The sequence below is a fragment of the Mycobacterium sp. Aquia_216 genome (genome assembly GCF_026723865.1).
GTDB lineage: Bacteria > Actinomycetota > Actinomycetes > Mycobacteriales > Mycobacteriaceae > Mycobacterium.
Genome location: NZ_CP113529.1, coordinates 3,308,026 through 3,328,134, shown reverse-complemented (window position 1 = coordinate 3,328,134; position 20,109 = coordinate 3,308,026). Strand labels below are relative to the sequence as shown.

At 66.8% G+C, this 20,109-nt stretch carries 19 protein-coding genes; 12 read left to right on the top strand and 7 right to left on the bottom strand.

Annotation, left to right across the window (positions count from 1 at the left end; translation table 11 throughout):
- The first annotated feature begins 56 nt into the window (after window positions 1-56).
- Window positions 57-1,445: an NAD(P)/FAD-dependent oxidoreductase gene (locus OK015_RS15435; protein WP_268124126.1), complete on the top strand. Its 1,389-nt coding sequence runs from the start codon at window positions 57-59 to the stop codon at window positions 1,443-1,445.
- On the opposite strand, the gene OK015_RS15430 is transcribed toward OK015_RS15435, so the two are convergent.
- Genes OK015_RS15430 through OK015_RS15400 form a run of 7 tightly spaced genes read right to left on the bottom strand, consistent with a single transcriptional unit; the run spans window position 1,442 to window position 6,207 of the window.
- Window positions 1,442-2,089 (bottom strand): urease accessory protein UreD, encoded by a 648-nt coding sequence (locus tag OK015_RS15430; protein WP_268124124.1) that lies wholly within the window; start codon window positions 2,087-2,089, stop codon window positions 1,442-1,444. The two genes, OK015_RS15435 and OK015_RS15430, sit on opposite strands and share 4 nt — an antisense overlap.
- Window positions 2,079-2,753, bottom strand: a complete 675-nt coding sequence (gene ureG / locus OK015_RS15425; protein WP_268124123.1) for an urease accessory protein UreG — start codon at window positions 2,751-2,753, stop codon at window positions 2,079-2,081. Before ureG ends, OK015_RS15430 begins: the two co-directional genes overlap by 11 nt.
- Before the next feature lie 10 nt (window positions 2,754-2,763).
- The gene (locus OK015_RS15420) at window positions 2,764-3,399 is read right to left on the bottom strand and encodes an urease accessory protein UreF (protein ID WP_268124121.1); all 636 of its coding nucleotides are present in this window, start codon (window positions 3,397-3,399) and stop codon (window positions 2,764-2,766) included.
- A 5-nt stretch (window positions 3,400-3,404) separates the two neighbouring features.
- Entirely contained in the window at window positions 3,405-5,129 is a 1,725-nt protein-coding gene (locus OK015_RS15415) for an urease subunit alpha (RefSeq protein WP_268124119.1), read from the bottom strand.
- Entirely contained in the window at window positions 5,129-5,440 is a 312-nt protein-coding gene (locus OK015_RS15410; RefSeq protein ID WP_268124116.1) for an urease subunit beta, read from the bottom strand. The genes OK015_RS15415 and OK015_RS15410 overlap by 1 nt, the downstream gene beginning before the upstream one ends.
- A complete protein-coding gene (locus OK015_RS15405; RefSeq protein WP_268124114.1) occupies window positions 5,437-5,739 on the bottom strand; it encodes an urease subunit gamma in 303 nt (100 codons plus the stop codon). Before OK015_RS15405 ends, OK015_RS15410 begins: the two co-directional genes overlap by 4 nt.
- A gap of 48 nt (window positions 5,740-5,787) precedes the next feature.
- Window positions 5,788-6,207, bottom strand: a complete 420-nt coding sequence (locus OK015_RS15400; protein ID WP_268132768.1) for a PaaI family thioesterase — start codon at window positions 6,205-6,207, stop codon at window positions 5,788-5,790.
- 342 nt (window positions 6,208-6,549) lie between these two features.
- Here OK015_RS15400 and OK015_RS15395 point away from each other — a divergent pair, with 342 nt between their 5' ends.
- The 11 genes from OK015_RS15395 (at window position 6,550) to OK015_RS15345 (ending at window position 20,060) form a co-directional block, all read left to right on the top strand.
- The gene (locus tag OK015_RS15395) at window positions 6,550-6,966 is read left to right on the top strand and encodes a BlaI/MecI/CopY family transcriptional regulator (protein WP_268124112.1); all 417 of its coding nucleotides are present in this window, start codon (window positions 6,550-6,552) and stop codon (window positions 6,964-6,966) included.
- Between the two features lie 14 nt (window positions 6,967-6,980).
- A complete protein-coding gene (locus tag OK015_RS15390; protein WP_268124110.1) occupies window positions 6,981-7,931 on the top strand; it encodes a M56 family metallopeptidase in 951 nt (316 codons plus the stop codon).
- 99 nt (window positions 7,932-8,030) lie between these two features.
- Window positions 8,031-9,497 carry an NADP-dependent phosphogluconate dehydrogenase gene (gene gndA, locus OK015_RS15385; RefSeq protein WP_268124108.1) on the top strand — a complete coding sequence of 489 codons (1,467 nt, stop codon included), beginning with the start codon at window positions 8,031-8,033 and terminating at the stop codon, window positions 9,495-9,497.
- A gap of 53 nt (window positions 9,498-9,550) precedes the next feature.
- A complete protein-coding gene (locus OK015_RS15380; RefSeq protein WP_268124106.1) occupies window positions 9,551-10,987 on the top strand; it encodes a GuaB1 family IMP dehydrogenase-related protein in 1,437 nt (478 codons plus the stop codon).
- A gap of 228 nt (window positions 10,988-11,215) precedes the next feature.
- On the top strand, window positions 11,216-12,586 hold the full coding sequence (locus OK015_RS15375) for a hemolysin family protein (protein WP_268124104.1): 1,371 nt from the start codon (window positions 11,216-11,218) through the stop codon (window positions 12,584-12,586).
- Window positions 12,583-13,623, top strand: a complete 1,041-nt coding sequence (locus OK015_RS15370; RefSeq protein WP_268124102.1) for a hemolysin family protein — start codon at window positions 12,583-12,585, stop codon at window positions 13,621-13,623. Before OK015_RS15375 ends, OK015_RS15370 begins: the two co-directional genes overlap by 4 nt.
- 294 nt (window positions 13,624-13,917) lie before the next feature.
- Window positions 13,918-16,104, top strand: coding sequence for a malate synthase G (locus tag OK015_RS15365; protein WP_268124099.1), 2,187 nt, complete (start codon window positions 13,918-13,920; stop codon window positions 16,102-16,104).
- 99 nt (window positions 16,105-16,203) lie between these two features.
- Window positions 16,204-18,351, top strand: coding sequence for a substrate-binding domain-containing protein (locus tag OK015_RS15360; protein WP_268124097.1), 2,148 nt, complete (start codon window positions 16,204-16,206; stop codon window positions 18,349-18,351).
- Window positions 18,352-18,447: 96 nt separating this feature from the next.
- Window positions 18,448-18,915, top strand: coding sequence for a MarR family winged helix-turn-helix transcriptional regulator (locus tag OK015_RS15355; RefSeq protein ID WP_268124096.1), 468 nt, complete (start codon window positions 18,448-18,450; stop codon window positions 18,913-18,915).
- Between the two features lie 87 nt (window positions 18,916-19,002).
- Window positions 19,003-19,140 carry a hypothetical protein gene (locus OK015_RS15350; RefSeq protein WP_268124094.1) on the top strand — a complete coding sequence of 46 codons (138 nt, stop codon included), beginning with the start codon at window positions 19,003-19,005 and terminating at the stop codon, window positions 19,138-19,140.
- A 122-nt stretch (window positions 19,141-19,262) separates the two neighbouring features.
- A complete protein-coding gene (locus OK015_RS15345) occupies window positions 19,263-20,060 on the top strand; it encodes a helix-turn-helix transcriptional regulator (protein WP_268124092.1) in 798 nt (265 codons plus the stop codon).
- Window positions 20,061-20,109: the final 49 nt, after the last annotated feature.

The window sequence follows — 20,109 nt, the reverse complement described above, 5'->3', positions numbered from 1 at the left end:
CGTTATAGCTAACTGAAACCGCGCGAATGAAGCCCCCATCAGGAGCATCCACAGTAATGAGCCCCCAGCAGGAAGTCACAGCTGAACCGAAGCGACGGCACCGAGTTGTCATCATCGGTTCGGGATTCGGCGGACTCAATGCGGCAAAGAAGCTCAAACGGGCCGACGTCGATATCAAGTTGATCGCCCGCACCACGCATCACTTGTTCCAGCCGTTGCTGTACCAAGTCGCCACCGGAATCATCTCCGAGGGCGAGATCGCCCCGCCGACCCGCGTTGTCCTGCGCAATCAGCGCAACGTCCAGGTGCTGCTCGGTAACGTCACCCACGTCGACCTGGCCAACCAGTATGTCGTGTCGGAGTTGCTCGGCCATAGCTACGAAACTCCCTACGACAGCTTGATCGTGGCCGCCGGTGCCGGTCAGTCCTACTTCGGCAACGACCACTTCGCGGAATTCGCACCCGGTATGAAGTCGATCGACGACGCGCTCGAGCTGCGGGGCCGCATCTTAAGCGCTTTCGAGCAGGCCGAGCGGTCGAATGACCCCGAGCGCCGCCGGAAGCTGCTGACCTTCACCGTCGTCGGGGCCGGTCCCACCGGCGTCGAAATGGCCGGGCAGATAGCCGAATTGGCCGAGTACACCTTGAAAGGCGCTTTCCGGCATATCGATTCGACGAAGGCTCGGGTGATCCTGCTCGACGCCGCCCCGGCGGTGTTGCCGCCGATGGGCGAAAAGCTTGGTGAGCGGGCCAGAGCGCGGTTGGAGAAGATGGGCGTCGAGATCCAGCTGGGTGCCATGGTCACCGACGTGGACCGCAACGGCATCACGGTCAAGGATTCCGACGGCACCATTCGGCGCATCGAATCCGCTTGCAAAGTCTGGTCCGCCGGCGTGCAGGCCAGCCGGTTGGGGCGCGACATCGCCGAGCAATCGGCCGCCGAACTCGACCGGGCCGGGCGGGTCAAAGTGCTACCCGACCTGTCTGTTCCCGGCTACCCGAACGTGTTCGTCGTCGGTGATATGGCCTCAGTCGAAGGCGTACCCGGAGTAGCGCAGGGCGCGATTCAGGGCGCTAAATACGTCGCCAACGCGATCAAGGCCGAACTCGACGGAGCTGACCCCACCCAGCGCGAGCCCTTCCAGTACTTCGACAAAGGCTCCATGGCAACGGTGTCGCGGTTTTCCGCGGTGGCCAAGATCGGCCCGCTGGAATTCAGCGGCTTTATCGCTTGGCTGATGTGGCTGGTGCTGCACCTGGTCTATCTGGTCGGGTTCAAGACCAAGGTCACCACGCTGCTCTCGTGGACCGTGACGTTCCTGAGCACACGGCGTGGCCAGCTGACCATCACCGACCAGCAGGCCTTTGCGCGAACACGTCTTGAACAGCTGGCGGAAATGGCCGCCGAGGCCCGAGAGTCGATTGCCACCCGGGCCGCGAGTTAGCCGGCCAGCCGATCGGCCTGCCACGTGCGCAGCATCCCGCCGTCCGCTAACGCTAGGACGGTGGATGTGCTGGGCATTGTGGCATCGGTGAATTCCGCTGTTGGATAGCATAATTCGCTGATGGCCGCCCGGGGGGCCGCGATGCTGTCATCGCCCACCGCCCCGGCGCCCAATTCCACCCGGTGTCGCAACAGCGGACGAGCGTGCCGGTCGGCCCACAGCGATCCCGACCAAAAGCCTTCGCGCTCGTTGCATCTGCCGATCTGCACGCGCTCGCGGAAGCGGACGCGACCGTCGTCGCGCAGGACCAGAGCCACCGTCGACACGTGCCGCGCATCGGCGGCCACGATAGTCGGCTCGAGATCGACATCGAGACGTCCGCCCACCTCGATGTGCCAATCGGCATGCGACGTCCGACTGTTCGCCCCGGGGAGGGCCACGGTGGCGGCCGCGCTACGCAGCCTCAGAACCGCACCGGCCTCCACAACGACCCGGATATTGACGCTGTCGCCGCCCAACGGCGTGGCGGCCGCCGACACCAGATGCACCGTGTCGGGAGCGGTGCAGCGGGCCGCGATACCGCCGCTGCACTTGATGCGCGGAAAGCGGGTGCTGGACGCGACCAGCAAAACGTCAGAGCGCATTGGCGGCCAGCTGCGCGTGCACCCATGCCAGCACCTCGGTCGCGGCCGGATCATTGGTCAGTGATTGCAGCACCGTGGGGCGGCCATCGCGAACCGCGTCGGCATCGCGGGACATCACCTCCAGGTCGGCGCCCACCAGCGGCGCCAGATCGATCTTGTTGATTACCAACAGATCCGAGTAGGTCACCCCGGGTCCGCCTTTGCGCGGAACCTTGTCGCCGCCGGCCACGTCGACGACGAAGATCTGGACGTCCACCAAGCCCGAAGAGAAGGTCGCGGTGAGGTTGTCGCCGCCGGACTCGACCAGGATCAGGTCCAGGGCATCGTGGGCGGCGATCAGGTCGTCGATCGCGTCGAGGTTCGCGGTGATGTCGTCGCGGATCGCGGTGTGCGGGCATCCGCCGGTCTGCACGGCCGTGATCCGGTCGTTCGGCAGCACCGCGTGTTTGCGTAAGAAGTCAGCGTCCTCGGTGGTGTAGATGTCGTTGGTCAACACCGCCACCGACAGCTCGTCGCGCAACTGCCGGCACAGCGCGGCGACCAGGGCGGTCTTTCCGGAACCGACCGGCCCGCCGACGCCGATGCGCAGCGGCTCCCCCGGCTGCCTGACGCGCTTCGGCCGCTCGACGTGCGGATGCGGATGGCTGTGGGAATGTGCTGGCATGGCATGCCTTTCAGGAGGCGAATAGGGGTCGCTCGCGCTGCGCGTGGTGCTGGGCCAAGGTATCGAGCAGCGGGTCCGACAAGTCGGCTAATCCGGCGGTCGCCTGCACGGCGGTGCGCTCGCACGCATCCGCCAGCCGGAACGTCAACGCCGCCACGTCGGCCGGGTCCAGCGCCAGCAGCCGCTGGGCCGCGCTCGCCGAGCCCGTCATCGTGGTGTAGACGATTGCCAGCGCGCTCTGCTCCGGATTCAGACCGCTCACGGCACCCACCCGTCCGGCCGCGACGGCAAGGTGTGGCTGTGCGCCGAGGTCGTCCCAGCAGACGGCCGGCCAGACCCGTCGTGCCAGCCTGGCCAACCCGCGGCCCTGGCTGCGTGACGCCTGCCGGGCCGCCGGCGCCGGTGTCCGGGCGTCGGTCTCCTGGTCGGCCTGCTCGAGGTCGAGCTCACCGCGGTGAACCGCCGCGGCGATCGACGCCGTAACCAACCCGTGGCAGCGAATTCTGCGGCGCAAGAAGGCTTCTAAGGTTTCCAGGTTGATCACCAGGCCGCTCGTGACGGCCTCTTCGGCCCCGCCGGAATGCACGTGAGCGCCGGCCGGCAGTCGCGAATCGGCCAGGGTGAGCAGCGTCGCCAGTGCAGACATATCCCTCAAAACAGGAAGTAGCGTTGCGCCATCGGCAGTTCGGCGGCCGGTTGCTCTTGCCAGACCTCGCCGTCCACGCGCACGGTGAAGGTGTCCGGGTCCACTTCGATGTCGGGCAGCGCGTCGTTGAGCGGCAACGCGGCCTTGCCCAGCCCCCTGGTATTGCGCACCGCGACGAATCGCCGGTTCACCGCGACCTTGTCGGCCAGGCCGGCCTCGATCGCCTGCGGCGCAACGAAATGCACCGACGTGGCCGCCGCGGCTGCCGGCGCGGCGCCGAACATCGGTCGCGGCAGCACCGGTTGAGGTGTCGGGATCGACGCATTCGCGTCACCCATCGCCGCCCACGCGATCATTCCCCCTTTGAGTACCGCGTGCGGCCGGACTCCGAAGAACCGGGGCTCCCACAGCACCAGATCGGCCAGCTTGCCCGCTTCCACCGAGCCGATCTCGCCGTCGAGCCCATGCGCCACGGCCGGGCAGATGGTGTATTTGGCGACGTAGCGCCGCACCCGCAAATTGTCGCACTCAGAGCTGTCGCCGGGCAGCGCTCCGCGACGGCGTTTCATCACGTGCGCGGTCTGCCAGGTGCGTAGCACCACTTCGCCGATGCGGCCCATCGCCTGCGAGTCGCTGCCGATCATCGAGATCGCGCCGAGATCGTGCAGCAGGTCTTCGGCCGCCATGGTCGACGGCCGAATCCGGCTCTCGGCGAAGGCCAAATCCTCGGGTACCTGAGGATTGAGATGATGGCAGACCATCAACATGTCCAGGTGCTCATCGAGGGTGTTCACCGTGTGCGGCCGAGTCGGGTTGGTCGAACTCGGCAGCACATTCGGGTGACCGGCAACCCGGATGATGTCGGGAGCGTGGCCGCCACCGGCCCCCTCGGTGTGATAGGTGTGGATCGAGCGCCCAGCGATCGCGGCCAGCGTGTCTTCGACGTAGCCCGTCTCGTTGAGGGTGTCGGTATGCAACGCCACCTGAACGCCGGCGGCGTCGGCGACGGTCAGGCAGGCATCGATGGCCGCCGGGGTGGACCCCCAGTCCTCGTGCAACTTGAAACCCGAAGCGCCGCCTCGCAATTGCTCCCAAAGCGCCTCGCCGTTGACGGTGTTCCCCTTGCCCAGCAGCGCGAAGTTCACCGGCCAGCCATCGAGCGCCTCGAGCATCCGGGCCAAGTGCCACGAGCCGGGCGTGACGGTGGTGGCCTTGCTGCCTTCGGCAGGACCGGTGCCGCCGCCGAGTATCGTCGTGATCCCGGACCCGAGCGCCTCGGACATGAGTTGCGGGCAGATCAGGTGCACGTGGCAGTCGACGGCGCCCGCGGTGACAATGCGGCCGTTGCCCGCGATGACTTCGGTGCCGGGTCCGACCACCAGGTCCGGATGCACTCCCGTCATGGTGTCGGGGTTGCCGGCCTTGCCGAGCGCGACGATTCGGCCATCGCGAATCCCTATGTCGGCCTTGACAATTCCCCAATGATCGATGACCACCGCACCGGTGATCACGGTGTCGGGCGCGCCCTCGGCGCGGGAAGCGCGCCCCTGACCCATCGACTCGCGCAGCACCTTGCCGCCGCCGAACACCGCCTCATCGCCGGCCAGTTCCGGTCCCCCGCTGCGGTCTTCGGTGATTTCCACCGTTAAATCGGTGTCCGCCAGCCTGATTCGATCGCCGGCGGTCGGGCCGTATAGCTGAGCGTATTCTTTCCGAGACAGGTATGCCATCAGATGTCCAGCCGTCCAGGCGGGTCCAGGCTCAAGCCATGCACTTCGCGGCGTCCGCGCAACGGCACCAATTGAACGTGTTGGGGCACCCCCGGTTCGAAGCGCACTGCGGTGGCCGCGGGTACATCCAGCCGGTAGCCGTGCGCCGCGGCGCGGTCGAACGACAGCGCCGAGTTGGCTTGCGGAAGGTGGACGTGGCTCCCCACCTGCACCGGGCGGTCACCGGTGTTCACGATCTGCATCTCGATCCGTTCCGCGCCCGCATTGATTTCGATATCCCCAATGCCGTAAAGGATTTCGCCCGGAATCATAGGATCGGGTGGTGGACGGTGACGAGCTTGGTGCCGTCTGGAAACGTCGCTTCGACCTGCACGTCGTCGAGCATCTCCGGTACTCCCTCCATCACGTCGTCGCGACCGAGCACCTCGCACCCGCTGGTCATCAGCTCCGTGACGGTGCGGCCGTCACGTGCGCCCTCCAGGATGTGGTCGGTGATGAGCGCGACGGCTTCGGGATGGTTGAGCCGCAAGCCCCTGGCTCGACGACGGCGAGCCAATTCGGCGGCGTAGGACAACAGCAATCGCTCCTGCTCATGTGGCGTCAGGCGCATGGTTGCCGATCCTGCCATGCGTCCTGGAAGACCGCTGTGTTTGCCTACTCAGCTGTCGCGGGGTTCGAGATTCTGCAGCCGCACCTGCCCGCGGGCGACGACGCGATCCTTGTCATCGCTGATGGTGACCAGCCACAACTGCTGACGCCGGCCGCGGTGAATCGGTTCGGTGGCGCCGTAGACCGTCCCCGAGCCGATCGAACGCAGGAAGTCTGTGTTGTTGTTCACGCCGACGACTTCGCCGCCGCCGCGGGTGGCGAGCCAGGTGTAGGCGGACACGCTGGCCATGCTCTCCACCATCGAGCAGTACACCCCGCCGTGCACGAGGCCCATCGGCTGCAGCAGTTTGGGCGTGACCTCGAGCTGGGCGCGGGCGCCGTCGGGGCTGAGCTGGGTGAATCGCAGGCCGAGCTCGGTATCGAATGGTCCGATGAAACCGGTGGCTGGGATCGCCGCGTCTGGGGACATTGACACGCTCTGTTGTCTACACCATCGGCACATCCGGTGATCACGGTTGGTCGCGAAGACGTGGGCAAAAGAACAGGCGAGCCCCGTGCACTGAGGCACGGGGCTCGCCGATCGAGTAGACCGGGGGTCACAGCAGCCCTCTGGACACTCCGGCGGTCTGTTGCGCTCGACCTCTTTGAGTATGGCAAGGCTGCCCTAACTTTGCAAGGGGTAGTCTGTAGCCATGCCGACCGGGCGCGGGACGAACCGATGGTCGGACACCGAATTAGGCCGGCTGTCTTTACGACCGCCGGTAGTAAGCCGGAGTAAGCTTGCTACGACGTTGATGGAGATGAACGAACTATGGCCAAGCTGACACGGCTGGGGGACCTGGAACGCGCGGTGATGGACCATCTGTGGTCGACACCCGAACCGCAAACGGTCCGCCAGGTGCACGAAGCCTTGTCGGCGCGGCGCGACCTCGCCTATACGACGGTGATGACCGTGCTGCAGCGGCTGGCCAAGAAGAATCTGGTCTCCCAGATCCGCGATGACCGGGCGCACCGGTACGCCCCCGTGCACGGCCGTGACGAGCTGGTCGCCGGGTTGATGGTGGATGCGCTGTCGCAGGCTGAGGATTCCGGGGGCAGACAGGCCGCGCTGGTGCACTTTGTCGAGCGTGTCGGTGCTGATGAGGCCGAGGCCTTGCGTCGCGCGCTAGCCGAACTGGAAGCAAATCAACGCAATACGCCATCAGCTGGCGCAAAGCCGGAGGACTGAGGGACACTGGTCATGTGTCCGCGATGGCCTTTACCCTCCTCGCGGTGCTGCTGATCGGTCCTGCGCCAGCCCTATTAGCGCGAGCGTCCTGGCCACTGCGCGCCCCGCGTGCGGCGATGGTGTTGTGGCAAGCCGTCGCCGTGGCCGCCGTGCTGTCGGCGTTCAGCGCCGGCATCGCCATTGCCACCCGCATACTCATGCCCGGCCCCGACGGCCGGCCGACGGCCAGCGTCGTCGGTGCGGCCGGCCGGCTCGGCTGGCCGCTGTGGACCGCCTATATCGCCGCGTTCGCGCTGACGGTGCTGGTTGGTGTGCGCTTGGTCGTTGCGGTTTTGCGCGTGGTGATCGCCAATCGGCGCCGGCGGGCGCATCACCGGATGGTCGTCGATCTCGTCGGGGTCGGCCACGACGCTGCCCTCGCCCAACCCTGTACCCGCACGCGTGACCTGCGCGTCCTGGAGGTGGCCGAACCGCTGGCCTACTGCCTGCCGGGTGTCCGTAGCCGCGTCGTCGTCAGCGAGGGAACGCTGAACCAGCTCAACAACGACGAAGTCGCGGCGATCCTGACCCACGAGCGGGCTCATCTGCGCGCCCGACACGACCTGGTTCTGGAAGCGTTCACCGCGGTGCACGCGGCTTTCCCGCGGCTGGTTCGCAGCTCCAATGCGCTGGGCGCGGTGCAGCTGCTGGTCGAACTGCTCGCGGACGACGCCGCGGTACGCGCGGCCGGGCGCACTCCCCTGGCCCGCGCGCTGGTCGCCTGCGCCTCCGGCCGAGCACCGTCCGGCGCGCTGGCCGCGGGCGGTCCCAGCACGGTGGTCCGGGTTCGCCGGCTGTCCGGACGTGGCAACAGCGTGATGCTTTCCGCGGCCGCCTATCTTGCCGCGGCGGCCGTTCTGGTGGTGCCTACCGTCGCGCTGGCAGTGCCATGGCTCACCGAGCTTCAGCGGCTGTTCAACCCGTAGCACGGCCACGGCGAATCCCTTTGGCGGACCCGAACTCCGCTGTGCCACAGTGTGACGGAAACCGTGTAGCAAAAGTTCTCCAACCCGAGAGGCGAAGACATGAGTGCCCAGGATTCCAACGATTCGAAGACTGGTACCGCGCAGATCGGCGTCACCGGGCTGGCCGTCATGGGTTCGAACCTCGCCCGCAACTTCGCCCACCACGGCTACACGGTCGCGCTGCACAACCGGTCGATCGCCAAGACCGACGCGTTGCTCAAAGAGCACGGCGACGAGGGCAAGTTCGTCCGCTCGGAGACGATCGAGGAATTCCTGGACGCGCTGGAGAAGCCGCGGCGGGTGATCATCATGGTCAAGGCCGGCGACCCCACCGACGCCGTCATCAACGAGCTCGCCGACGCCATGGAAGAAGGCGACATCATCATCGACGGCGGCAACGCGCTCTACACCGACACCATCCGCCGCGAGAAGGCGATTCGCGAGCGCGGCCTGCACTTCGTCGGCGCCGGCATCTCCGGCGGCGAGGAGGGCGCGCTGAACGGGCCGTCGATCATGCCGGGCGGACCGGCCGAGTCGTACAAATCGCTCGGCCCGCTGCTCGAGGAGATCTCCGCGCACGTCGACGGCGTGCCGTGTTGCACCCACATCGGCCCCGACGGCGCCGGCCACTTCGTCAAGATGGTGCACAACGGCATCGAGTACTCCGACATGCAGCTGATCGGCGAGGCCTACCAGCTGCTGCGCGACGGCCTCGGCAAGAGCGCACCCGAGATCGCGGACGTCTTCGCCGAATGGAATTCCGGCGACCTGGACAGCTTCCTCATCGAGATCACCGCGCAGGTCCTGCGTCAGACCGACGCCAAGACCGGCAAGCCACTCGTCGACCTCATCCTCGACGAGGCCGAGCAGAAGGGCACCGGCCGCTGGACGGTGAAGTCGGCGCTCGACCTCGGCGTGCCCGTGACCGGCATCGCCGAAGCGGTCTTCGCCCGCGCGCTGTCGGGATCGGTGGCCCAGCGCAAGGCCACCACGGGGCTGGCCTCGGGTGACCTCGGCGACAAGCCAACGGACGCCGCGCGGTTCATCGACGACGTCAGCAAGGCGTTGTACGCCTCCAAGATCATCGCCTATGCCCAGGGGTTCAACCAGATTCAGGCCGGCAGCGCCGAGTACGACTGGGGCATCACGCCCGGCGACATGGCCACCATCTGGCGCGGCGGCTGCATCATCAGGGCCAAATTCCTCAACCGGATCAAGGAGGCGTTCGACGAGACCCCCGACCTGCCGTCGCTCATCGTCGCGCCCTACTTCCGCACCGCCATCGAGGAATCCATCGACAGCTGGCGGCGCGTCGTGGTGAAGGCCACCGAACTCGGCATCCCGATCCCCGGCTTCGCCTCGGCGCTGTCGTACTACGACGCCCTGCGCACGGAGCGGCTGCCCGCGGCGCTGACCCAGGGCCTGCGCGACTTCTTCGGCGCCCACACCTACGGGCGCATCGACGACGACCCGGACAAACGCTTCCACACGCTGTGGAGCGGTGACCGCAGCGAAGTGCCCGCCTAGCTCGGTAAACCAGGGCGACCGGCTGCCCGAGCGAAGGGGGACAATCGAGGGCGATGAAATTCCTGCAGGGGCATCGGCCCGCATACGACCTGACCTATAACGACGTGTTCGTCGTTCCGAACCGGTCCGACATCGTCTCGCGGTTCGACGTCGATCTGTCCACCAGCGACGGCTCCGGCACCACGATTCCGGTGGTCGTCGCCAACATGACAGCGGTGGCCGGGCGGCGAATGGCCGAGACGGTCGCGCGGCGCGGCGGCATCGTGATCCTGCCGCAGGATCTGCCGATCACGGCGGTCCAGCAGACGGTGGAGTTCGTCAAAAGCCGAGACTTGGTGCTCGACACCCCGGTCACCTTGTCCCCCGACGATTCGGTGTCCGACGCGATCGCGCTGATCCACAAACGCGCGCACGGCGCCGCGGTGGTGCTCTTCGAGGGCCGCCCGATCGGCTTGGTCACCGAGGCGTCCTGCGACGGCGTGGACCGCTTCACCCGGGTTCGCGACGTGGCCGTGTCCGACTTCGTAAGCGCTCCACTGGGTACCGACCCACGCAAGATTTTTGACCTGCTCGATCACGCCCCGATCGAGGTCGCCGTCGTCACCGCCGCGGACGGCAAGCTTGCCGGGGTGCTCACCCGGACCGGAGCCGTGCGTGCGGGGCTCTACACGCCGGCCACCGACGCCGCGGGCCGGCTGCGGATCGGCGCGGCCGTCGGTATCAGCGGCGACGTGGGAGCCAAGGCCCGTTCGCTGGCCGAGGCCGGCGTCGACGTCCTCGTCATCGATACCGCGCACGGTCATCAACTTCGGATGCTGGACGCGATCAGATGCGTGGCGTCGCTGGAATTGGGTTTGCCGCTGGCGGCGGGCAACGTGGTTTCGGCGGAAGGCACACGGGACCTGCTGAGCGCCGGGGCGAACATCGTCAAGGTCGGTGTCGGGCCCGGCGCGATGTGCACGACCCGGATGATGACCGGCGTCGGTCGCCCGCAGTTCTCTGCTGTGCTCGAATGTTCAGATGCCGCAAGAAATCTCGGCGGACATGTGTGGGCCGACGGCGGGATCCGCCATCCCCGGGACGTTGCGCTGGCACTGGCCGCCGGGGCGTCGAACGTGATGATCGGGTCGTGGTTCGCCGGCACCTACGAGTCACCCGGCGACCTGATGCGAGACCGCGAGGACCGGCCGTACAAGGAGAGCTACGGCATGGCGTCCAAGCGGGCAGTGGTCGCCCGCACCGCCGCGGACAGCGCATTCGACCGCGCCCGCAAGGCGTTGTTCGAGGAAGGCATTTCCAAGTCTCGGATGGGGCTGGACCCCGACCGTGGCGGGGTCGAGGACCTGATCGACCACATTATGTCGGGCCTGCGTAGCACCTGCACCTACGTCGGTGCCTCGACCTTGGCGGAGTTGCACGAGCAAGCGCTCATCGGTGTGCAGTCGGCCGCGGGCTTCGCCGAGGGCCACCCGCTGCCGCTGGGCTGGTGACGCCTGCGGTCCAGGAGAAAGCACGGCGCGGCGGATCGGGCCAGATGTGTTCGCTACCATATGGATTTCTAGTCTTCTCGCCCGCGGCATCGTGCTGCGCGGCATCAAGCGAAAGGGATGACGTGCCGCAGGCACCCGTCGAGCCCGCCGGTTTCCGGGCGAAGCGGCTACCCATAGCTACCCCGGCTCGACCATCGTCTCCTGGGCCATCGCGATAACGCCCCCGCCATGAACGTCACCACCACCGTCGTCAGCGTCCTTGCCATCGCGGTGCTCATCTTCGGCAATGCGATATTCGTCGCGGCCGAGTTCTCGCTGACCGCGCTGGACCGCAGCACCGTCGAGGCCAACGCCCGCAAAGGCGGCCGGCGCGACCGCTACATCCAGCGCGCCCAAGACCGGCTGTCGTTCCAGCTGTCGGGTGCGCAGCTGGGCATTTCGATCACCACGCTGATCACCGGTTACCTGACCGAACCAATGGTGGCCGACCTGCCGCACCCGTGGTTGGACGCGCTCGGCGTGCCGGACCCGTGGGCCGACGGGGTGACCGCGTTCATGGTGATGGTGCTCGTGACGTCGGTGTCGATGGTGTTCGGCGAGTTGGTCCCGAAATATCTGGCCGTGGCGCGGCCGCTGTCGACCGGGCGCGCCGTCGTCGGCTTTCAGCTGATGTTCTCGCTGCTGCTCACCCCGGTCATCCGGCTGACGAACGGGGCGGCGAACTGGATCGTCCGGAAGATGGGCATCGAGCCGGCCGAAGAACTGCGGTCGGCGCGCTCACCGCAGGAGTTGCTGTCGCTGGTGCGCAGCTCCGCGCGCGCCGGCGCGTTAGATCCCGCGACGGCCGCGCTGGTCCGGCGATCGTTGCAGTTCGGCGCCCGGACCGCCGAGGAGCTGATGACGCCACGGTCGAAGATCGTGGCGCTGCAAACCGACGACACCGTCCGGGACCTGGTCGCCACGGCCGCCGAATCCGGCTTCTCCCGGTTCCCCATCGTCGATGGTGATCTCGACGAAACCGTCGGCATCGTGCACGTCAGGCAGGTGTTCAAGGTTCCGCGGGCAGAGCGCGCGAGCACGCTGCTGACCACGCTGGTGCAGTCCGTGCCCGTCGTGCCGTCGACCCTGGACGGTGACGCGGTGATGGCCGAGATCCGCGCCAACCCGCTGCAGACCGCGATGGTCGTCGACGAATACGGCGGCACCGCGGGGATCGTGACCGTCGAGGACCTGATCGAAGAGATCGTGGGCGACGTCCGCGACGAACACGACGACGCCACCCCGGATGTGGTGGCGGCGGGCAGCGGCTGGCAGGTTTCCGGCTTGCTGCGCATCGACGAGGTGGCCGCCGCCACCGGGTATCGAGCTCCCGAGGGACCCTACGAGACGATCGGCGGCCTGGTGTTGCGCGAGCTCGGCCACATCCCGGCGGTCGGTGAAACGGTCGAGCTGACCGCGCTCGACGGGGATGGGTTGTTGGACGAGGACGTGCGCTGGCAGGCCACGGTGGTTCGGATGGACGGCCGGCGGATCGATTTGCTGGAACTGACCGAACTGCGCAGTCGCAGCGAAGCACCCGTGGAGCAGGGTCAGCGATGAACGACACGCTCGGAGTGCTGCTGGCGATTCTGCTGATCGCCACGAACGCCTTTTTCGTCGGTGCGGAGTTCTCGCTGATCTCGGCCCGTCGCGACCGCCTCGAGGCGCTGGCCGAGCAGGGCAAGAAGAGAGCGGTCACCGTGATCCGGGCCGGCGAACAGCTCGCCTCCATGCTGGCCGGCTCGCAGTTGGGCGTCACCGTGGCCTCGCTGCTGCTCGGGCGGGTCGGCGAGTCGGCGGTCGCCGACCTGTTGCACTCGGCATTCGGCCTGACCAGCATGCCCCCGGCGCTGCTGCACACGCTGTCCTTCGTGATCGCGCTGGCAGTGGTGGTGACGCTGCACGTGCTGCTCGGCGAGATGGTGCCGAAGAACATCGCGCTGGCCGGCCCGGAGCGCACCGCGATGCTGCTGGTGCCCCCCTACCTGGCCTACGTGCGCGTGGCCCGACCGTTCATCGTCTTCTACAACAAGTGCGCCAACGCGATCCTGCGGATACTGCGCGTGGAACCCAAAGACGAGCTCGACATCACGGTCTCACCGGTCGAGCTGAGCGCGATGATCGCCGAATCGGTGTCCGAAGGCCTGCTGGACCCTGAGGAACACACTCGGCTGACCCGAGCGCTGCAGATCGGCAACCGGGTGGTCGGCGACGTGGCCGTCTCGCTCGCCGACGTCAGGGCGGTGCCGGTGGCGGCACAGGGTTCCGGGCCGACGATCGGGGCCGTCGAAAGCGCCTTGGCCGAGACCGGCTACTCCCGCTTCCCGGTCGCGGCCGTCGACGGGAGGTTCATCGGGTACCTGCACATCAAGGACATGCTGACGCTCGGCGACGATCCGCAGACGGTGATCGACCTCGCGTTGGTGCGCCCGCTGCCGCGGGTGACCATCACGTTGCCGCTGGCCGATGCCCTGTCGCGGATGCGGCGCACCAACAGCCACCTGGCACTCGTGACCGACGGCCGCGGCGTCGTCGCGATGGTGGCGATGGAGGACCTGATGGAGGATCTGGTCGGCAGCATGCGCGATGCACAGTGAAACCAGCCGCCGGGCGCCCGCCGAACAGGGCCCCGTCCAGCCCGTATGATTGAACGGCGCCGGTGCAAGCCGGAGCCGGGGCCAGGGTGCGGCCGCAGCCCACGCGTTGCCCGAAAACGCGGCCCGGGGCCCGCCGGGACGCCCACACCCAAGCCCGTGAAGCGCGTCGTGACCTGCTATTGCGGGCTGGACGAATACGATCGTTCGCGCGGTAGGCCGGTACGCTGATGGCGTAGCTAGTTGGGGCCAGTCGGGGGTCGAGTGGGACCAATGAAGCGATTATGGAGGAGAAAAATGACTGACCGCGTGTCGGCGGGGAACTTGCGCGTTGCCCGAGAGCTCTACGACTTCGTGAACAACGAGGCACTGCCCGGCACCGATATCGACCCGGACAGCTTCTGGGCGGGCGTCGACAAAGTCGTCGCCGATCTCACTCCGCAGAACCAGAGTTTGCTGAACACGCGCGACGAGCTGCAGGCCCAAATCGACAAGTGGCACCGCCACCGCGTCATCGAGCCGCTCGACGCCGAGGCCTACCGTCAGTTCCTCACCGACATCGGATATCTGCTTCCCGAACCCGACGACTTCACGATCAGCACGTCGGGCGTGGACGACGAGATCACGACGACCGCCGGCCCGCAGCTGGTGGTGCCGGTGCTCAATGCGCGGTTCGCGCTGAACGCGGCCAATGCACGCTGGGGCTCCCTGTACGACGCGCTGTACGGCACGGACGTCATTCCGGAGTCCGATGGCGCGGATAAGGGCAGCAGCTACAACACGATTCGCGGCGACAAGGTGATCGCCTACGCGCGCAAGTTTCTCGACCAGGCGGCGCCGCTGGCGTCGGGCTCATGGGCGGACGTGACGGGCTTGAGCATCGAGGACGGGAAGCTGCAGATCGCGGTCGGTGCGGAGTCCACCGAGTTGGCCAGCCCGGAGAAGTTCGCGGGGTACAGCGGCGAGCTCGGGTCCCCGAACTGGTCGGTGTTGCTGATCAACCACGGGCTGCACCTCGAGATCCTGATCGACCCGGAGTCGCCGATCGGCAAGACCGACGCGGCCGGGATCAAGGACGTGATCCTGGAGTCCGCGATTACCACGATTATGGACTTCGAGGACTCGGTGGCCGCCGTCGACGCGGACGACAAGGTGCTGGGCTACCGCAACTGGCTGGGCCTCAACAGGGGCGACCTGGTGGAAGAGGTCAGTAAAGACGGCAAGACCTTCACCCGCGCGCTCAACGAGGACCGCACCTACCACACACCCGACGGTGGCGAGCTGACCGTGCCCGGGCGAAGCCTGCTCTTCGTCCGCAATGTCGGGCACCTGATGACCAACGACGCGATCATCGACGCCGAGGGCAACGAGGTGTTCGAAGGTATCCAGGACGCCCTGTTCACCGGGCTGACCGCCATCCATGGGCTGAAGGCCGGTGATGCCAACGGCCCACTGACCAACAGCCGCACCGGTTCCATCTACATCGTGAAGCCGAAGATGCACGGCCCCGCCGAGGTCGCGTTCACCTGCGAGTTGTTCAGCCGAGTCGAGGACGTGCTGGGGTTGCCGCAGGGCACCATGAAGGTCGGCATCATGGATGAGGAGCGCCGCACCACGCTCAACCTGAAGGCCTGTATCAAGGCCGCCGCGGATCGCGTCGTGTTCATCAACACCGGCTTCCTGGACCGCACCGGCGACGAAATCCACACCTCGATGGAGGCGGGTCCGATGATCCGCAAGGGTGCGATGAAGAGCACCACGTGGATCAAGGCCTACGAGGACGCCAATGTCGACATCGGCCTTGCCGCCGGTTTCTCCGGCAAGGCCCAGATCGGCAAGGGCATGTGGGCGATGACCGAGCTGATGGCCGACATGGTCGAGCAGAAGATCGGCCAGCCGAAGGCCGGCGCCACCACCGCATGGGTCCCGTCCCCGACGGCGGCCACCCTGCACGCGATGCACTACCACGAGGTGGATGTCTTCGCCGTGCAGAAGGAGCTCGCGGGCAAGAAGCGCACGACCGTCGACGAGTTGCTCACCATCCCGCTGGCCAAGGAACTGGCCTGGGCCCCCGAGGAGATCCGCGAGGAGGTTGACAACAACTGCCAGTCCATCCTGGGTTACGTGGTGCGGTGGATCGACGCCGGCGTCGGCTGCTCGAAGGTGCCCGACATCCACAATGTCGCCCTGATGGAGGACCGGGCGACGCTGCGGATCTCTAGTCAATTGCTGGCGAACTGGCTGCGACACGGCATCATCACCAGCGAGGATGTCCGCGCCAGCCTGGAGCGGATGGCCCCGATGGTCGATCAGCAGAACGCCGGCGACGCGTCGTACCACGCGATGGCGCCCAACTTCGACGACAGCATCGCGTTCTTGGCCGCCCAGGAGCTGATCCTGTCCGGCGCGCAGCAGCCCAGCGGCTACACGGAGCCGATCCTGCATCGGCGACGGCGCGAACTCAAGGCTCGCGCCGGTGCCTAATTCGGGCGCAACCTGCGGCAATGCTTCTCATGACTAGACTCGGCGCCGATTTCACCACCGGACAGATGACGCATCGACGGAAAGGCGGCGCGCGCCGATATGGGTAGGCACAGCATGCCCGGGAAGTCGGCCGACGAGCCTTCAGACGAGTCCGCGACGACCAAGTTCACCGCCCGCGACCTCGTTTCTCGCTATCAGGAGCAACGGGACAGGCGGGATCCGCGCGACGCCGACGACGATGTCGTCTACGGCCACGACCCGGCCGAAGACGACGACACCGACGCGGAGAGCGGCGATGAGCATGGTGTCGACCCGAACTTCGCCGACGAGGATGCGAACCAGGCGGACGACGGCTACGCCGAAGAGGACTTCCCCGCCGCGGGTGAAGGTCGCTACGCCGCGGACGCGCGCTTCCTGGAAGACGAGGAATACCCCGAATTTCCGGCTCGGCCGGAAAGCTCCGGGCCGGATCCAAAGCCGGGCTTCCTCGAATCCGGCCACCGAGTACTCGGCGATTGGCGGGGCGGTCACCGCAGCGCCGGCGGACGACGGGGAGTCAGCATCGGCGTGATCGTGGCCCTGGTCGCGGTCATCGTGGTGGTCGGCACCGTCATCCTGTGGAGTTTCTTCGGTGACGCGTTGTCACATCGTTCGCACACCGCCGCCGCACGCTGTGTCGGAGGCAAGGAAACCGTCGCCGTGGTTGTCGATCCATCGATCGCCGACTCGGTTCAGCAGTTCGCGGAAAGCTACAACTCCTCGGCCGGCCCGGTCGGCGACCACTGCATGGTGGTGGATGTCAAACCGGCCGGCTCCGACGCCGTCATCGCCGGCTTCATCGGCAAGTGGCCGGCGGAGCTGGGATCCCAGCCGGCGTTGTGGATCCCCGGCAGCTCGGTGTCTGCCGCGCGGCTGACCGCGGCGGCGGGCCAGAAAACGATCAGTGACAGTCGCTCGCTGGTGACGTCTCCGGTGTTGCTCGCCGTTCGGCCCGAATTGCAGCAGGCCCTGTCCAACCAGAACTGGGGCGCACTGCCAGGCCTGCAGACCAATCCGAATGCCTTGGCGGCATTGAAGTTACCGGCGTGGGGATCGCTGCGACTGGCGTTGCCGACGAGCGGCAACAGCGACGCCTCCTATCTGGCGGGTGAGGCGGTCGCGGCCGCATCGGCACCTCCCGGTGCACCGGCCACCCAAGGCACCGCCGGGCTGCGCTCATTGACGACCGCCCAACCCAAACTGGCCGACAATTCGCTGACCGAGGCAATGAACGCGCTGCTGAAGCCCGGGGATGCGGCAACCGCCCCGGTGCACGCGGTGGTCACCACCGAGCAGCAGGTCTTCACGCGCGGACAGTCGCTGTCGGACGCCAAGAACACGTTGGCCTCCTGGCTACCGCAGGGCCCGGCGCCGGTCGCCGACTACCCCACGGTGCTGCTCAGCGGCTCATGGCTGTCAAAGGAACAGGCCTCAGCGGCAAGCGAGTTCGTCCACTTCATGCGCAAGCCCGAACAACAGTCGAAACTGGCCAAAGCCGGTTTTCGGGTCAACGGCGTGAACCCGCCGAGCAGCCCGGTGACGGGCTTCGCGACGCTGCCCGCCACGCTGTCGGTGGGTGACGACGCCACGCGTGCCACCCTGGCGGATGCCATGGCCGCGCCGTCCAGCGGACTGGCCGCGACGATCATGCTGGACCAGTCGATGCCCGGCGATGAGGGTGGAAAAACCCGGTTGGCCAACGTGATTGCGGCGCTGCAAGACCGGATCAAGGCATTGCCGCCGACCGCGATCTTGGGGTTGTGGACTTTCGACGGCCACGAGGGCCGTTCGGAGGTCGCGACCGGCCCACTGGCCGACCCGGTCAACGGGCAGCCCCGCCCCGCCGCCCTGGCAGCCGCGCTGGACAAGCAATATTCGTCCGGCGGCGGCGCGGTGTCGTTCACCACGCTCCGCATGCTCTACCAAGATATGCAGACCAATTACCGCGCTGGGCAAGCGAACTCGATCCTGCTGATCACGGCGGGGCCGCATACGGACCAATCCCTCGATGGGCCGGGTTTGCAGAATTTCATCCGCACGAGCGCCGACCCGGCCAAACCGATCGCGGTCAACGTCATCGACTTTGCTGCTGATCCGGACCGGGCCACGTGGGAAGCGGTCGCCCAGCTCAGCGGCGGCAGCTACCAGAACCTGGCGACATCGGCCTCCCCCGACCTTGCCAACGCGGTCAGCACATTTTTGAGCTGAAGCAGCGCGTCTGCCAGCCACTCCACAGCGCGATGCATCAAGCTGGCTGATGCGACGCGGCTCGCGGGCCCGTTGGTCTGAGTGCGGAGGACGGCAATGAGCGGTGGTCGAGGCAACGATCTGGGGGTGCTGGCCGGTCGCCTACTCGTCGCGGTGCAAGGCGAACTCTTCCGCCGGCTGCGCGACGAAGGATTCGACGACATCGCCCCCCGCCATGGGGCGGTGCTGGCGCACCTGCGTCCCGAAGGTGTCCGGGCGACTGACCTGGCGCGGCAATCCGGCCACGTGAAGCAGGTGATCGGCGTGTTCATCGACGACCTCGAGGCCCTGGGCTACGTGGAACGCACGCCGGACCCCGCCGACCGCCGAGCCAAGCTCGTCGTACCCACTGCTCGTGGGCGCCGGCAGATGGAGGCTGCCGACTCGATCATGGCCGACATCATGGACAGGCACGCCCGCAATCTTGGTGCCGCGAACTTCCGCCGTTTTCTGACCGACTTCCGGACCGTCGTCGATCACCAGCGCGCCGCGACGGCAAGCGATGCCGCGGACACACCTCCATAGCGAGGTGCGGCCGCACCGTAACTCATGGCGATAGTCAGGAATAGTTACTAATAATCTCGGCGTTATGTCAATTGCAATGCTCGGGGTGTGAGCATCGGAACACAGGGAGACGACATGCGCCGAACCAGATTCACTCGCGACTCCACGGCGGTGCTGCTGATCGATCATCGAGTGGGGCTGATCGCCGCGCCGAAGGGCCAAGCGGCAACGGCCTCGGCCCGATGAGCGAGTCCACAGCCACCGAACGCCGATTCGAGCTCATCGGCGGTGGCGGCGGGTCGGACGGCCGGTTTGCACCTCAAGAGCCAGCGGGCATTCGGCCAGGTTCTCGATCCAGAGGCGGGCGCGTGTCGAACTCCTCAGCGTTGGCGCGATTTCTGCGTGCCCGTCGCGAAGAACTGCAACCCAGCGACGTGGGACTGCCCGGTGGCGGTCGCCGACGGGTCGCCGGACTGCGGCGCGAGGAGGTTGCGGCACTGGCCGGCGTCAGCGTCGACTACTACCTGCGTATCGAGCAGGGTCGCGAACGAAGTCCCTCTGACCAGGTCTTGGACGGTATCGCGCGGGCTTTGAAGCTCGACGACGACGACGTTGCCTACTTGCGGGACCTGGTGCGGCGGCCGCGATCTGGGCAACGATCCTCGAAAGAGCTTGAGCCGGAAATTTATTCGCTGGTCAATAGTTGGCCGCTGACGCCGGTGCACGTTCATGACTGCTCACTGAACTTGGTGGTGGCCAATCCCATTGCGCGCGCTGTTTTTCCGCACATCGAACCTGGAGACAACACGCTGCTATCGCTATTTCTGAACCCAGAGATGCCAAAGTTCTATAGGAACTGGGACAAACTGACGATGCGGGCCGTGTGCTGGCTTCGGGTGTATGCGGTGCGCAATCCGGATCCGGGTTTGACCGCGGTGATCGAGGAACTCCTCAAACGAAGCGAGCGCTTTCGGATGCTGTGGTCCCGTCACGACGTCACGCACGACAACAGTGGCACGAAGAAACTGATGCATCCCCGGGTCGGACCGTTGACGCTGCATTTCCAACATATGACCCTCGAGGGTAGTGGTCATGTGCTCGTTCCCTTTTGGGCGCAACCGGGATCGTCGTCCGAACGCGCCCTGCGGCAGCTTTCCGGCGGGTAACCGCGGGGCCGTGGGGGGTGCGCTACATAGCCGGAGGCACTTGACTATC